Genomic DNA, 15,383 nt, shown 5'->3' on the forward strand with positions numbered 1-15,383 from the left:
CCGGCCCGCCGCCCGCACCGGATGCGACGAGACGGACGGTACGCGGATTTCAGACCGGGACGCAGGGCGTGCCCGAGGAGTACACGTGCAGCACGCAGCGCACGGCCAGGATGATGGCATCGGCCAGTTCCGCGGGGGTATAGGCGAACGGGTGCATGAACAGTCCTCCGGGGTGCGGGGCCGGGCGGAACCGGCCGGACGGACATCGGTGTGCGTGAAGCCTTCCCGCAAGCGTGCGCTCTCGATTCCGTTCGTGCGCCGATTCGCCGGATACAGCTTGACATCGACTTCGCGCTCACCATCGCGCCTGAGCTCGGATTTCTCCCTTCGGCCGCGGAGCGGCACGCGGATGAATGCGCGAGGCGCGCGGCCGTGCCGGCGCGCCGTAGCAGTGATCTCGTAACGGTCCGCACCACACCTATCGCCGGCCGCGCGCAAGGAAGGCGTCAAGGCGCGGAAGCAGGGCGTAAAGGAGTCGTCAACGGGCGCGGCGCCGCGGTGCGGGACTCGTAGTTTCGACCCGGTTGGGCAGCCGCAGCCGCTCCGGTTGTGTCGCGCTGCCCCGGGTTTCGGAATGGAGGCGTACGTGTCGATCCTGGCCTATCTCGTGGTCACGGTCGCGGTATTCGGTGTGCTCGGGTTCGTGCAGCGGATGGTGGAGCGATTGTGAACGTCGTCAATGCCGTGGGCCTGGTCCTGGCTGTCCTGGTCACCGGGTTGCTGGTGGCCGCCCTGCTGTTTCCCGAGAGGTTCTGAGTGAGTACGACCGTGGCGGGTGTGCTGTTCCTCGGCACCCTGGTGGCGGCGCTGGCCGTGGTTCATGTGCCGCTGGGGGACTACATGTACCGCGTCTACACCGGCACGAAGCATTCCCGTTTCGAGCGGCGGATCTACCGGCTCGTCGGCGCCGATCCCGACCGTGAGCAGACCTGGGGCGGGTACGCGCGCAGCGCCCTCGCCTTCTCCGCGGTGAGCGTGATCTTCCTGTTCGTCCTCTTGGTGGTGCAGCACAGGTTGCCCCTCTTCCCGGACGGAACGGCCACGCCGATGTCGGCGGCGCCGGCCTGGAACACCGCGATCAGTTTCGTCACGAACACGAACTGGCAGAACTATTCGGGTGAGTCCACGCTCGGGCCGCCGGCGCAGGCCGCCGGGCTGACCGTGCAGAACTTCGTCTCGGCCGCGGTCGGGATGGCGGTCGCCATGGCGGTGGTCCGCGGGCTGGCGCGGGCCCACGCCGGTACGCTCGGCAACTTCTGGGTGGACCTGGTACGCGGCACGCTACGTATCCTGCTGCCGATATCCGCGGTGGCCGCGGTCGTCCTGATCGCCGGCGGGGTGATCCAGAACTTCCAGCTCAACGATCAGGTCGCGACCACGCTCGGTGGCGCGCAGCAGACCCTGCCCGGCGGGCTCGTCGCCAGTCAGGAAGCCATCAAGGATCTGGGCACCAACGGCGGCGGGCCGTTCAACGCCAACTCCGCGCACCCGTTCGAGAACCCCACCGCGTGGACGAACTGGCTGGAGATCTTCCTGCTGCTGGTGATCGCCTTCTCGCTGCCGCGCACGTTCGGCCGCATGGTGGGCAGCCGGAAGCAGGGATATGCGATCGCCGCGGTCATGAGTGTGCTGGCGCTGGTCAGCGTCGCACTGGTCAGTGTTTTCCAGCTCCAGCACCACGGCACCGTGCCGGCCGCGGTCGGCGCGTCGATGGAGGGTGTCGAGCAGCGTTTCGGCGTCGCGAATTCGGCGGCCTTCGCCGCCGCCACCACCCTCACGTCCACGGGTGCGGTGGATTCGATGCACGATTCCTACACCAGCCTCGGCGGCATGATGCTGATGTTCAATATGCAGCTCGGCGAAGTGGCGCCCGGTGGGGTCGGGTCGGGTCTGTACGGCATGCTGGTTCTCGCGCTGATCACGGTATTCGTGGCCGGATTGATGGTCGGGCGCACGCCGGAATATCTCGGGAAGAAGATCACGCCCCGGGAGATCAAACTGGCCGCCGCCTACTTCCTGGTGACCCCGGTGATCGTGTTGAGCGGTACCGCGCTGGCCATGGCCATGCCGGGGCAGCGCGCCTCGATCCAGGATTCCGGGCCGCACGGTCTGTCGGAGGTGCTGTACGCGTTCACCTCCGCCGGCAACAACAACGGTTCCGCCTTCGCCGGGCTCACCGGTAACACCGAATGGTTCAACACCGCGCTCGGATTGGCCATGGTCTTCGGCCGGTTCCTGCCGATGATCCTGGTGCTGGCCCTGGCCGGCTCCTTGGCGAAACAGGGCACCACCCCGGCCTCGCTGGGGACATTGCCCACCCATCGGCCGCAGTTCGTCGGCCTGGTCGTCGGTGTCACCGTGATCCTGGTCGCTCTCACCTTCCTGCCCGCGCTGGCGCTCGGGCCGCTCGCCGAAGGGCTCCACTGATGTCCGCACCCACCCTCGAATCGACCCCCGTACCGGCGGGTTCGCAACGCATGAAGAGCCAGGTCCGCGGCGGCCTGCTCGACCCGCAACTGCTGCTCACCTCGCTACCGCAGGCGGTGCGCAAACTCGACCCGCGCACGCTGTGGCGCAATCCGGTGATGCTCATCGTCGAGATCGGCGCGGTCTGGGCCACCGTGCTCGCCGTGGCCGACCCGAGTTTCTTCGCCTGGGCGATCGTCGCCTGGCTGTGGCTGACCGTGGTGTTCGCCAATCTCGCGGAAGCCGTCGCCGAAGGACGCGGTAAGGCGCAGGCCGACACCCTGCGCAAGGCCAAGGCCGATACCGTCGCACGCCGGCTGCGCGACTGGGCCCCCGGCGCCGCGCCGGCCGAAGAATCGGTGCCGGCCCCGGAGTTGCGCCGCGGCGATCATGTCGTCGTGGAAGCCGGGCAGGTCGTGCCCGGTGACGGCGATGTGGTCGAGGGGATCGCCTCGGTGGACGAATCGGCGATCACCGGCGAATCCGCACCGGTGATCCGGGAATCCGGTGGCGACCGGTCCGCTGTCACCGGTGGCACCACGGTGCTGTCGGACCGGATCGTCGTGCGGATCACCCAGGAGCCGGGCCAGAGCTTCATCGATAAGATGATCGCGCTGGTGGAGGGCGCGGCGCGGCAGAAGACGCCGAACGAGATCGCACTGAACATCCTGCTGGCGGCGCTCACCCTGATCTTCCTGGTCGCGGTGGTCACGCTACAGCCGCTGGCGATCTTCGCCCAGGACAACAATCCCGGTGTGCCCGACGGTCTGGCGCTCGGCAGTTACGGGATCACCGGGATCGTGCTCGTCTCGCTGCTGGTATGTCTGATCCCGACCACGATCGGTGCGCTGCTGTCGGCCATCGGTATCGCGGGGATGGACCGGTTGGTGCAGCGCAATGTGCTGGCCATGTCGGGCCGGGCCGTGGAAGCGGCCGGCGATGTGAACACCCTGCTGCTGGACAAGACCGGCACCATCACGCTCGGCAACCGCCAGGCCGCGGCTTTCGTGCCGCTGTCCGGGATCGGCGAACAAGAACTCACCGATGCGGCGCAATTGTCCAGCCTCGCCGACGAGACCCCCGAGGGCCGGTCCATCGTGGTGTACGCGAAGGACACCTACGGTCTGCGCGAACGCACCCCGGGCGAACTCGCCCACGCCGAATGGGTGCCGTTCTCCGCGACCACCCGGATGTCCGGGGTGGATGTGGACGGTGTCCAGCTCCGTAAGGGCGCCGCGAATTCGGTCGCCGAATGGGTCCGCGCCCAGGGCGGTTCGGTCCCGGCCGAACTCGGCGCCGTGGTCGATGAGATCTCCGCGGCCGGCGGCACCCCGCTCGCAGTGGGGGAGATCCGCGACGGCGCGGCCCGCGTACTGGGCGTGATCCACCTGAAGGATGTGGTGAAACACGGGATGCGGGAACGGTTCGCCGAAATGCGCCGGATGGGCATCCGCACCGTCATGATCACCGGCGACAACCCGCGCACCGCCAAGGCCATCGCCGACGAAGCCGGGGTGGACGATTTCCTGGCCGAGGCCACACCCGAGGACAAACTGGACCTGATCCGGCGGGAACAGCAGGGCGGGCGCCTGGTCGCGATGACCGGGGACGGTACCAACGACGCACCGGCGCTGGCGCAGGCCGATGTCGGGGTCGCGATGAACACCGGGACCTCGGCCGCCAAAGAGGCCGGGAACATGGTCGATCTCGATTCCGATCCCACCAAACTGATCGAAATCGTGGAAATCGGCAAACAGCTGCTCATCACCCGCGGGGCGCTCACCACGTTCTCGATCGCCAACGATATCGCCAAATACTTCGCGATCATCCCGGCACTGTTCGTGGGCTTGTTCCCGGGTCTGGATCTGCTGAACGTCATGCGGCTGGCCAGTCCGCAATCGGCGATCCTGTCGGCGGTGATCTTCAACGCGCTGGTCATCGTGGCGTTGATCCCGCTGGCGCTGCGCGGTGTGCGGTACACGCCGGGCAGTGCGGCCAAGCTGCTCGGCCGCAATCTGTCGATCTACGGGCTGGGCGGGATCATCGCGCCGTTCCTCGGCATCAAACTCATCGACCTCGTGATCCAATACCTCCCCGGGATGTCCTGATATGCCTGTTTCCGATCTGATCCGTCAGCATCTCGCCGCCCTGCGGGCGCTGCTGATCCTGACCTTGATCACCGGTTTCGCCTACCCCGGCCTCGTCTGGGTGGCCGGCCAGCTGCCGGGACTGCACGACAAATCGCACGGTTCGCTCATCGAAGCCGACGGCCGGGTCGTGGGCAGTTCCCTGATCGGCCAGTCGTTCACCGACGCGAACGGCGACCCGATCGCGTGGTACTTCCAGAGCCGGCCCTCGGCGGCCGGTGCCGGCTACGACGGCCTCGCCTCGGGCGGATCCAATCTCGGCCCGGAGAACATCGTCGACACCCCGGCCGACCCGGCCCTGCTCGCGGCCGGTACCGATCCGGAATCGGCGGGCTTCGAACCGAGCCTGCTCACCCAGGTCTGCACCCGCAGCCACGAGATCGGCCTGCGCGACGGGGTCGACGGCAGCCGGCCGTTCTGCACGGCGAGCGGCGTCGGGGCGGTGCTCTCGGTCATGGGGCCCCGCGCCGCGGACGGTTCGGTGCTCGCGGAGCGGGTCGTCAGCGTGAACGAGCCGTGCCCGGCCGGAGCCGGCGGCCCCGCCCCGGTGTTCCGCGCCGAATACCAGGGCGTACCGGTGGAGTGCGCCCGCTACGGCGAAGATTATTCGACCGGCCGGATCGTGCCGGTCGCCGGGGACGCACCTGCCCCGCCGGCGGTTCCGGCGGACGCCGTGACCAGCAGCGGCAGTGGTCTGGACTCGCATATCTCCCCCGCCTACGCCGAGATCCAGGTGAACCGGGTGGCGGCGGCCCGCGGTATCGACCCCGCGGCGGTGCGCGATATCGTGGCCGCCCACACCACCGGCCGCGAACTCGGTTTCGCGGGGGAACCGCGGGTCCATGTGCTCGAGCTCAATCTCGATCTGGACCACCGCTACCCGGTGTCCGGCACCGCGGGCGGTGCATGAACCGTGCACGATGACATGATGCGGGAGTGACCACGCCCGCCGACCGCACCCCGGGTGAGCTGCGCATCTATCTCGGCGCGGCCCCCGGGGTCGGTAAGACGTTCGCGATGCTCGGGGAGGCGCATCGCCGGCTGGCCCGCGGCCAGGATGTGGTGGCCGCCGTGGTCGAAACGCACGGCCGGGCACAGACCGCGGAACTGCTGGAAGGTATCGAGCAGCTGCCCCGGATCGCGATCTCCTATCGCGGCACGGTGCAATACGAACTGGATGTGGAAGCGGTGCTGGCGCGCCGGCCCGACCTCGTGCTCGTGGACGAACTCGCGCATACCAACACCCCGGGCAGCCGCAACCGCAAGCGGTACCAGGATGTCCAGGAACTGCTCGCCGCCGGGATCGATGTGGTGTCGACGGTGAACATCCAGCATCTCGAGGGTCTCAACGATGTGGTCGAGCAGATCACCGGGGTCACCCAGCGCGAAACCGTGCCGGACGCGGTGGTGCGCGCCGCCGGCCAGATCGAACTGGTCGATATCACCCCGGAGGCATTGCAGCGCCGGATCACCCTGGGCAATGTGTACGCGCCGGAGAAGGCCGACGCCGCGCTGGCGCACTACTTCCGGCGCGGCAACCTCACCGCGCTACGCGAACTCGCCCTGTTGTGGCTGGCCGACCAGGTGGACGCCGCGCTCGCCAAATACCGGGCCGATCACCGGATCACCGCCACCTGGGAGGCCCGCGAGCGGGTGGTCGTCGCGGTCACCGGCGGCCGGGAATCGGAAACCCTGGTGCGGCGGGCCGGGCGGATCGCGGCCAAATCCAGTGCCGAACTGCTCGTCGTGCACGTAGTCCGCGGCGACGGGCTGACCGGGGTCGCCGCCCCGCAGATGGCGGCGGTCCGCGAACTGGCGGCTCATCTGGGCGCCGAACTGCATACCGTGGTCGGCGATGATGTGCCCACCGCGCTGCTGGATTTCGCGCGAACGGTCAACGCCACCCAGCTGGTGCTGGGAACCTCGCGGCGGTCACGCTGGGCACGGATGGTCGACGAGGGCATCGGCGCGGAGGTGGTCCAGCAGTCCGGCACGATCGATGTGCACATGGTGACCCACGAGGAAGCCCGGCAGCGCCGGCGCCGGCGCAAACCGCGGCCCAAGCTGCGCCGCATGGCGGCCTGGGTGGCCGCGTTCGCGGTGCCGTCGGCGATCTCGGCGATCCTGGCCGTCTGGCTGGACCGCTACCTCGACCTGGTCAGCGAGAGCGCCCTGTATTTCGTGGCGGTACTGGCGGTCGCGCTGTTCGGCGGTGTGCTGCCGGCGATCGCCGCCGCGCTGCTGGCCGGGCTGCTGCTCAACGTCCTGTTCACCGATCCCCGCTACAGCATCACCATCCAGGAGCCGAACAACTTCCTGCCCGCGGTGCTGCTGCTGGTGGTCGCGGTCGCGGTCGCGGTGCTCGTCGATACCGCCGCGCGCCGCGCCGAACAGGCCGGGCAGGCGTCCCGGGAAGCCGAACTGCTGACCTTGTTCGCGGGTTCGGTCCTGCGCGGTGCCGACCCGACCGCCCTGCTGGACCGGTTGTGCCAGACCTACGGCCAGCGCGCGGTGAGCCTGCGCCACCGCGCCCGCGGCGTGCTCGCCGCGGTCGGCACCGATCCCCCCGAACGCGCCGATACGGCCGATACCGCCGTCGAGATCGGTGACGGCGACTATTGGCTGCTGTTGTCCGGCCCGACGCTGCGCGCCCGCGACCGGCGTGTCCTCGAAGCGGTCGCGGGCCAGGCCGTGGGCCTCATCCAGCGTCAGCAGCTCACCGAGGAAGCGAACCAGGCCGCGGCGCTGGCCGAGGCCGACCGGCTACGCCGCGATCTGCTCTCCGCGGTCAGCCACGATCTGCGCACGCCGCTGGCGGCGGTGAAAGCGGCGGTGTCGAGCCTGCGCTCCGACGATGTGGAGTTCTCGCCGGAGGACCGCGCCGAACTGCTCGCCACCGTGGAGGAATCCGCCGATCAGCTCACCGCGCTGGTCGGTAATCTGCTCGATTCCTCGCGGCTCGCGGCGGGCGTGGTGCGGCCACGTTTGCGGGCGGTGTATCTGGACGAGGTGGTGCACCGGTCGCTGGTCAGCGTGGGGGTGAGCCCGCGCGGGGCGCGCCGCGGCGCGCTCGACCGCGTACGGGTGAAAGTCGGGGCGACCGCCGTCGCGGCCGACCCCGATCTGCTGGAACGGATCCTGGCCAACCTGGTCGACAATGCGTTGCGCTACGGCGCGGAATCGGAGGTGCTGATCGATGCCGCCACGGTGGACGGCCGGGTGCTGGTGCGGGTCGTGGACCACGGGCCGGGATTACCCGGCGCGGATGCCGAACGGGTTTTCGACCCGTTCCAGCAGCTGGGCGACCGGGACAACACCAGCGGTCTCGGGCTGGGACTCTCGGTGGTCCGCGGTTTCACCCTCGCCATGGGTGGTTCGGTGAGCGCCGCCCCCACCCCCGGCGGGGGACTCACCGTCACCGTCGAACTCGCGGTCGCCGACCGCGGCGACACGCCGACCACGGAGGTATCGCAGTGAATGCCGCAGCGCCCGAGCACGCAGCGAAACAGCCCACGGTGCTGGTGGTCGACGACGAACCACAGATCCTGCGGGCCATGCGGATCAATCTGTCGGTGCGCGGCTACGACGTGGTCACCGCGTCGACGGGTGCGGGAGCGCTGCGCGCCGCGACCGAACGCAAACCGGATGTGGTGGTGCTCGACCTCGGTCTCCCCGATATCGACGGGATCGAAGTGCTCGCGGGATTACGCGGCTGGACCAAGGTGCCGATCATCGTGCTGTCCGCCCGCACCGATTCGGCGGACAAGGTGGACGCGCTCGACGCCGGCGCCGACGACTACGTCACCAAACCCTTCGGCATGGACGAATTCCTGGCCCGGCTGCGCGCCGCGCTGCGGCGGGCCGCGGATTCGGCCGACCCCGGTGAACCGGTGGTGGTCACCGATTCGTTCACCGTCGACCTGGCGGCGAAGAAGGTCGTCAAGGCGGGGGCCGAGGTCCACCTGACCCCCACCGAATGGGGTGTACTGGAGATGCTGGTGCGCAATCGCGGGAAACTGGTGGGCCGCCAGGAACTGTTGCGCGAGGTGTGGGGTCCGGCGTATCAGGCCGAAACCCATTATCTGCGTGTCTATCTCGCGCAGTTACGCCGCAAACTGGAGGACGATCCGTCCCATCCCCGGCATCTGCTGACCGAGCCGGGGATGGGCCACCGCTTCCGGGAGTAGGTCCCCGGCCGTCAGGGTGTCACGATCGGGAATTGCGGATCAGGCGTATCGAGCAGGCCGATGAAGGTGTGCAGCAGGCTTTCGTCGCCCTTCATGGTGATCCCCTCGAACCCACCGCCGCCCAGGGCCGTCAGCAGCTGTGCCTTGGTCATCGTCAAGGTCAGGTCGGCGTGCCCCGGCGCCGGTACGTCGGCCGTGGGCGTGCGGTGGGTGAGGGCGCCGTGCGAGAGGGTCAGGCGGTGTACCCGGTCCTCGTCGGTCAGCTCCCAATCCATGGTGAAATCGGACTCGGCCGCGCGCAGGCCGTCGATTCGAACCGCGAGCGAGTCGACGATCATGTCCAGTGACAGGACGTTCAACATTCCCGGGCCGGTGGTACTGGTGGGCGTCGGACTCGGGCCCGTACGCAGTTCGTGGGCGCCGACCAGAAAGAAGTTGCGCCAGGTTCCGTTCTCGGCGCCGTGACCGAGCCGGTCGTAGACCTGTGCGAGCTCCTTCTTGGCGCCGGTGTGCTGCGGTTCGGCGAATACCGCGTGCTGCAACAGGGTGGCGGCGAAGCGGAGATCGCCGTCGGCGGCGTACCGGCGACCCTTGTCGACGATCGCCTCGATACCGCCGTAATCGGCGACGTAACGCCGTGCCAGCTCGGCGGGTGGGTGTTCCCACAGGTGGGCGGGATTCCCGTCGAACCAGCCCATGTACCGCTGATAGATCGCCTTGACGTTGTGGCTCGTGGAGCCGTAGTAACCGCGGTTGGCCCAGAGACCGTCCAGCGCGGGCGGGAATTCGAACTGTTCGGCGATCTCCGGCCCGGTCAGCCCCCGGTTCGTCAAGCGCAGTGTCTGATCGTGCAGGTAGGCGTACATATCCCGTTGCCCGGCCAGCCACGCCGTCCAGTTCTCCCGGCCCCAGGTCGGCCAATGATGGGAAGCGAAGGCGACGTCGGCCTTGTCACCGAACCGGGCGATGGCCTCGTCCAGATACCGCGCCCAGACCCGTGAGTCGCGGACCACCGCACCGCGCAGCGTCAGCACGTTGTGCATATTGTGGGTCGCGTTCTCCGCCATACAGAGTGCGCGCTGATCCGGGAACAGGAAGTTCATCTCGGCGGGCGCCTCGGTACCAGGGGTGAGCTGGAAGACGATCCGGACGCCGTCGATCTCCTCTTCCTGCCCGGTCCGGGTGATGTCGACCGTCGGCGGTATGAGGGTGACCGTCCCGGTCGACGTCGTCATGCCGAGGCCGGCACCTATCTGCCCGTCGGGTGCCTTGTCCAGCGCCGCACCGTACATGAAGACCGCGCGGCGGTTCATCGCGTTACCGGCGTAGACGTTCTCGCTGACGGCGTGCTCGAGGAAACCCTCGGGCGCCAAGATCGGAACCTGCGGATGGCCTTCGGGCAGTATTCCCCGGGCACCGCCGAAATGGTCTACGTGCGAATGGGTGTAGATCATCCCGGTGACCGGGCGATCACCACGGTGTTCCCGGTACAGCGCCAGGCCCGCGGCCGCGGTCTCGGCCGAGATCAGCGGATCGATCACGATGACACCCGCGCGGCCTTCGACGAAGGTCATATTCGACAGATCCAAGTTCCGTACCTGGTAGATCCCCGCGGTGACCTCGAAAAGCCCCTGCTTGTTGCAGAGTTGCGCCTGCCGCCAGAGGCTGGGGTTCGCCGTGTCCGGGCAGTCACCGGCGAGGAATCCGTAGACACTCGTATCCCAGACCACGCGTCCGTCCGCGGCCTTGACCACCGGTGGGTCGAGTTCGGCGATGAACCCGCGGTCGGCATTCTCGAAGTCGGTGGTGTCGTCGAAGTCCACCTGCATGGTCATCGTTACCTCACTCTGCGATGTCTCGGCTGATCAAGCGGTCACGGCGCGGAGGTTCGAGCACCCGTTCGCCGGGCAGTCTTCCGGGCAGGACGGGTGTACCGGCGTTTCTCACGCTAGCCAGCGCCCGGCGCCGGAGGTATCACCTGAGGCGGGTGAATTATGCGTGTCGCGCAATCAGTGCGCAGGGCGGTCCCCGTCCCGGGACAAACCGGTCGCGTGCTGCCCGGCACAGCAAATCGACCACTTTCGGTGCGGGCGGCGGCGAGCGCGGCGACGGCTCGGTGGCCCCACCGGAGCAGACCGGCGCCGGCGGACAGAGCCGCCGTGCCCGGGCGAAGGCCGAACTCATCCGCCGAGGGTGAGGGTCGGCGGCCACCGGCGCGGCAGACTTCGGGGTACATCGCCGGCCGACTGTTCGGAGGACACCGATGACCACCGAGAACGCGCGAAAACCGACCCTGCTGTCGCGCATATCGTTCAATCAATGGCTGGCCGCCGTCCTGATCGTGCTGGCCGTCGTGTTCATCGTCCAGAACCGGGACCGGGTGGATATCAACTTCCTGCTCGTCACCGTCACCTCGCCGATGTGGCTGGTCCTGCTGGTCCTTTTCCTCGTCGGCACGCTCGCAGGTCTGCTGATCCGGCGCCGCGCACGCCGCTGACCCGACGCCACCGGCGCCACGAGAGTGCCGGGTGGGACGGAACTGCCCCGGGGGGACAGCGACGCGGTCCCATCGCCGGCGGATCGCCCAACGGAGCAGGCACCACCACCGGCTGGGCAGCTCTCCGCCCGACCGGATCCGGTGCGGCCGCCGGTCAGCGCGTATCAGCTCGCCCCGTTGCCCGCGGTGGTTCGGCTGTCGCGGCGGTGACGCTGGCGAACACCGGAATACGGTGGGCTCCCGATTGGGCCGCTGTCAGTTCGTCGCCGAACTGGCCGATCGAGCGGGCGATACGGAACTCGATACCGCGGTGGGCGAGGCTGTCGCGCAGATCGACCAGCATGGACGCGGCCGTGAAGTCGATGGCCGGGGAGGTTTCGGCGTCGAGTACGACCAGCCGGGTGTGCTCGGTGCACAACTGTTCGATCCGGCGCCGCACATGGTCGGCGTTGACGAAGTACAGCCCGGCTTCGACCCGCACCACCAGCTGGTCCGGTTTCGGGGCGAGCCCCGGGTGCCGGTGGACGTCCAGCCACAGGCCGTCGCGGGGTCCGAGAACCGCGATATGCGGCTGGGAACCGCGGTACACCAGCAGGACTATCGCGACCCCGGCGCCGATGAGCAGGCCCGGAAGCGTGTCGAACAGCAGCACACCCAGCAGCGCGGCGATCGCGGCGAGGAAATCGGCGCGGGCGGCGTGGCCGTAGATATTGCCCAGCCATTGCGTCCATACCCGGTAGAGCCGCCGTAGCGCCCCGATATCGACCAGTTCGACCACCGCCGCGATCACCACGGCGGCCAAGGTGGCTTCGGGCAGTTGTTCGAAGAGCCCGGTGAGTAACAGCAGGGTGAGCACGGTCAGCGCCGCCACCACCAGACCGCTCACCTGAGTTTTCGCCCCCGCCGCCCCGTTGACCGCGGTTTTGGACAGGCTGCCGTTGACCACCATCCCGGCGCAGAAGCCCGCACCGAGGTTGGCCGCGCCGAGGCCGAACAGCTCTCGGTTGGGCTCGATTTCGTACCCGGCCTTCGCCGCGTAGGTTTTGGCCGCCCCCAGCCCTTCGGCGAAACCGATCAGCAGCACCCCGACCGCGGGCCCGAGCAGGTCGACGTAGTCGTGCCAGGCCACGCCGCCGGGCAATCCGGGAACGGGCAAGCCGGAGTCGATCGGCCCGACGATGTCCACCCCCTTGTCGTCCAGGTCGAACAGCGCCACGGCCAGGATGCCGGTGAGTACGGCGAGTAATGCCCCCGGGACGATCGGCAGCCATTTCTTCACCGCGAGCACCAGCAGCAGGCTCAGCCCGCCGACCAGCAGCGTGCGCCACTGCGTATCGCCGAGACCGGTCAGCACGCCCCATAATTGTTCGAAGAAGTCGCCCTCGTGTTTTTCGATACCGAACAGTTTCGGCACCTGGCCGATGATGATCACCAGCGCCAGGCCGATGATGAAACCCTTCAGCACCGGCTCGGAGATGAACGAGGCGATGAACCCGAGGCGCAGCAGACCGGCGAGCAACCCGACCACGCCGGTCGCGAGCGCCAGTGCGGTGGTGAGCGCGAGATAGCGGCCGCCGTCGGCGCCGGCCAGCGGCGTGATCAGAGCCGCCGACAACGCCGCGGTCGCCGACATCGGGCCCACCACCAGCTGCCGGGAGCTGCCGGCCAGCGCGTACAGCACCAGCGAAGGGACCGCCGCGTACAACCCGACCACCGGCGGAACACCCGCGATCGTCGCGTACGCCAGCGCCTCCGGGACCAGCACCGCCCACACCGTCAGGCCGGCGACCACATCCGGGCGCAACCAGTTACGCCGATAACCGTGCAGCGACGGGAACAGCTGGGCGGCAAGGGCCCGGAGGTCGCCGGAGGTTCCGCCGGGCCGGGTAGCCGGGTCGCTCACAACTCACCGTGCCCTTCCTCGTGAATGGCCCTGCGCCGCGTTCGTCGCGGGAGCCGCCGTCAGGGCTGCGGGTGCCAGGTGGCTATCGCCCAGATCCCCACGACGCTCAGGGCGATGACCAGCGTGGACCACCACGGGTAGTACGGCAGCCACAGGAAGTTCGCGATGATCGCGAGCGCGAGGAAGCCGATGGACAGCACCTTGCCCCAGGTTTTCCCCGTCATCAGGCCCAGCGCCGCGGCGATCAGCAACGCGCCGAGCACGATATGGATCCAGCCCCACGTGGTGACGTCCAGCTCGTAGATGTAGGCGCCGCCGAGGACGAACAGGTCGTCGCGCGCGACCGCGGCGATCCCCTCGAACAGGGACAACGCGCCGACGGTGAGCAGCAGGACCGCGGCGGCGATCGAGGTGGCCGACGCGAAACCCGGTTTTATCGGTGACTGCACGGGGGTCGCGGCGGTGTACTGCTCTGCGGTGGTCATCTCCACTCCTTCCGGGCGCAGCACTACGACTGTCGCCGGTCGCGGTGCGGTCTCGCCTCACCCCGGCCGGGTGAACCGGCGCTTCCCCCCCGGCTCCCCCGGCTCCGTGGCTTCGGCGCCGGGCCGCCGGGCACGGTCGGGGACACGTTCCCCGATGAGCACGTCCATCCATCTGGTCGACGGATCCATATCGAACAGCAGTGCCTTCGCCAGCAGCGTCAGCGGAATAGCGAGCAGGGCGCCCAGGGCGCCCAGCACCCACGACCAGAACACCAGCGAGAGAAAGGTGATCGTCACGCTCAGCCCCACCGCGTCACCCACGAATTTGGGCTGGATCACCGACTGCACGATCACGTTGAACACGCAGTACAGCACGATCACCCAGATCATCTTGGTCACGCCGCTGTCCAGCAGCGCCAGCAGCGCGGGCGGCACCAGCCCGATGACGAAACCGATATTGGGGATGTAGTTGGTGATGAACGACAACAGTCCCCACAGCAGCGGGAACGGCACCGCCAGCAACCACAGCGCCACACCGTCGAGCACCGCCACGATCAGGCCGAACACGGTGGACACGATCAGGTATTTGCGGGTGCCGGCGGTGAACGACTCCAGCGCCTGCGCGATATCGGGCCGCATACTGCGCAGGACACCGATCCGGCGGCCGATGCTCATCCCGTCGAACACCATGAACAGCAGCAGCGTGACCACGAAGACCAAGTTGGAAAAGATGCCGGCCAGCCCCCGCAGCAGATCCTCGAACAGCTCCACCAGTTTGCCGAAATCGATTCCGCTCAGCGCGTGATCGATACGTTCCTGGTCGATATCGAATCGCGCCAGCAGGTCCTGGATCTGCCCGAGCAGATCGGCGAACCGGTCGGAGTAATCCGGTAGCGCGGTGGCCAGCTGGGCGGCCGAGACGGCCAGCGCGGCGACCAGCCCGAGCAGAATCAGATAAACGACCACCAGCGCCGCGAGCATGCCCAGCCAGGCGGGCCGCCCACGGCGCTGCATCCGATGCTGGATGGGTTGCACGGCGATGGTCAGCATCAACGCCAGGAACACCGGGCCCAGCACACCGGAGAACGCCTTCGCGCCCGTCACGGCGACCACTGTGGCCGCCGCGACGAGCAGCACGATCAAACCGCGCGGGATCGCCCACTGCCCGGACCCGGGCGCCGCGGGTGGCGGTGCCTGCGGGGACCCGTCGGTCACGCCATGGCCTTGGCCTTGAGCCGTTCGAACTCGCCTTCGGTGATGGTGCCCTCGGCGAGCAGCCGTTTCGCCTCGGAGATCTGCGCGGCCGGATTGGTACCCGCGGTCCGCTGGATGTATTCCTGCTCCGCGGCCTGCACCTGCCGGGCCTCGGTCATGGACCGTTGCGTCATCCCTTTACCCCGCACGATGAGGTAGACCAGCGAGGTCAGCAGCGGGAGCACGATCAGCAGTACCACCCAGATCGCCTTGACCCAGCCGGAGGTCTCCCGGTCCCGGAAGAGGTCGCCGATGATGTAGAACAGCAGCAGCAGATAGGCGATGAACGCGAAGCTCACGACAATCAGCCACAGCGCTTCCCAGAACGACACGGTGCACCTCGCTCACGTCGGATCCATCCGTCCCCGGGGTGGGGATCCACTCCACGCTAGGGCGGGCGGGCGGCGGTGCGACTCACCCGATCCGGATGAATATTCCCGGATA

Annotated in this window: 13 protein-coding genes; 8 read left to right on the forward strand and 5 right to left on the reverse strand. The window is 68.4% G+C overall.

Going from position 1 to position 15,383, the window contains the following annotated elements; all coding sequences use genetic code 11:
• Positions 1 to 574 precede the first annotated feature (574 nt).
• From ACQEVO_RS17140 to ACQEVO_RS17170, 7 genes are read left to right on the forward strand one after another with little or no spacing between them, the layout of a single operon-like run.
• Positions 575 to 670 (forward strand): potassium-transporting ATPase, encoded by a 96-nt coding sequence (locus tag ACQEVO_RS17140; RefSeq protein ID WP_099421957.1) that lies wholly within the window; start codon positions 575 to 577, stop codon positions 668 to 670.
• Complete coding sequence (locus tag ACQEVO_RS17145; protein WP_098755706.1) at positions 667 to 756, forward strand: potassium-transporting ATPase subunit F; 90 nt, start codon at positions 667 to 669, stop codon at positions 754 to 756. The genes ACQEVO_RS17140 and ACQEVO_RS17145 overlap by 4 nt, the downstream gene beginning before the upstream one ends.
• On the forward strand, positions 757 to 2,427 hold the full coding sequence (kdpA, locus tag ACQEVO_RS17150) for a potassium-transporting ATPase subunit KdpA (RefSeq protein WP_432914280.1): 1,671 nt from the start codon (positions 757 to 759) through the stop codon (positions 2,425 to 2,427). It abuts the gene before it with no gap.
• Complete coding sequence (gene kdpB, locus ACQEVO_RS17155; protein ID WP_432914282.1) at positions 2,427 to 4,574, forward strand: potassium-transporting ATPase subunit KdpB; 2,148 nt, start codon at positions 2,427 to 2,429, stop codon at positions 4,572 to 4,574. The genes kdpA and kdpB overlap by 1 nt, the downstream gene beginning before the upstream one ends.
• Position 4,575: 1 nt before the next feature.
• Complete coding sequence (locus ACQEVO_RS17160; protein ID WP_432914284.1) at positions 4,576 to 5,523, forward strand: potassium-transporting ATPase subunit C; 948 nt, start codon at positions 4,576 to 4,578, stop codon at positions 5,521 to 5,523.
• Between the two features lie 26 nt (positions 5,524 to 5,549).
• Positions 5,550 to 8,090, forward strand: coding sequence for an ATP-binding protein (locus ACQEVO_RS17165; protein WP_432914286.1), 2,541 nt, complete (start codon positions 5,550 to 5,552; stop codon positions 8,088 to 8,090).
• Between the two features lie 38 nt (positions 8,091 to 8,128).
• Complete coding sequence (locus tag ACQEVO_RS17170) at positions 8,129 to 8,800, forward strand: response regulator (protein WP_432922739.1); 672 nt, start codon at positions 8,129 to 8,131, stop codon at positions 8,798 to 8,800.
• Positions 8,801 to 8,811: 11 nt separating this feature from the next.
• Here the strand turns inward: ACQEVO_RS17170 and ACQEVO_RS17175 are convergent, their stop codons facing one another.
• Entirely contained in the window at positions 8,812 to 10,629 is a 1,818-nt protein-coding gene (locus ACQEVO_RS17175) for an alkyl/aryl-sulfatase (RefSeq protein WP_432922742.1), read from the reverse strand.
• Between the two features lie 434 nt (positions 10,630 to 11,063).
• On the opposite strand from ACQEVO_RS17175, the gene ACQEVO_RS17180 reads away from it, so the two are divergent.
• A complete protein-coding gene (locus ACQEVO_RS17180) occupies positions 11,064 to 11,297 on the forward strand; it encodes a lipopolysaccharide assembly protein LapA domain-containing protein (RefSeq protein WP_432914288.1) in 234 nt (77 codons plus the stop codon).
• A 154-nt stretch (positions 11,298 to 11,451) separates the two neighbouring features.
• Here the strand turns inward: ACQEVO_RS17180 and ACQEVO_RS17185 are convergent, their stop codons facing one another.
• The 4 genes from ACQEVO_RS17185 to ACQEVO_RS17200 all read right to left on the reverse strand — a co-directional run bounded on the left by ACQEVO_RS17185 (position 11,452) and on the right by ACQEVO_RS17200 (position 15,271).
• On the reverse strand, positions 11,452 to 13,137 hold the full coding sequence (locus ACQEVO_RS17185; RefSeq protein WP_432922746.1) for a SulP family inorganic anion transporter: 1,686 nt from the start codon (positions 13,135 to 13,137) through the stop codon (positions 11,452 to 11,454).
• A gap of 122 nt (positions 13,138 to 13,259) precedes the next feature.
• Entirely contained in the window at positions 13,260 to 13,685 is a 426-nt protein-coding gene (locus ACQEVO_RS17190; RefSeq protein WP_432914290.1) for a DUF7144 family membrane protein, read from the reverse strand.
• 57 nt (positions 13,686 to 13,742) lie between these two features.
• On the reverse strand, positions 13,743 to 14,900 hold the full coding sequence (locus ACQEVO_RS17195) for an AI-2E family transporter (RefSeq protein WP_432914292.1): 1,158 nt from the start codon (positions 14,898 to 14,900) through the stop codon (positions 13,743 to 13,745).
• Entirely contained in the window at positions 14,897 to 15,271 is a 375-nt protein-coding gene (locus ACQEVO_RS17200; protein WP_432914293.1) for an SHOCT domain-containing protein, read from the reverse strand. Before ACQEVO_RS17200 ends, ACQEVO_RS17195 begins: the two co-directional genes overlap by 4 nt.
• Positions 15,272 to 15,383 lie beyond the last annotated feature (112 nt).

Source organism: Nocardia sp. CA-290969, assembly GCF_050936135.1.
In the GTDB taxonomy this organism is placed as follows: Bacteria; Actinomycetota; Actinomycetes; order Mycobacteriales; family Mycobacteriaceae; genus Nocardia.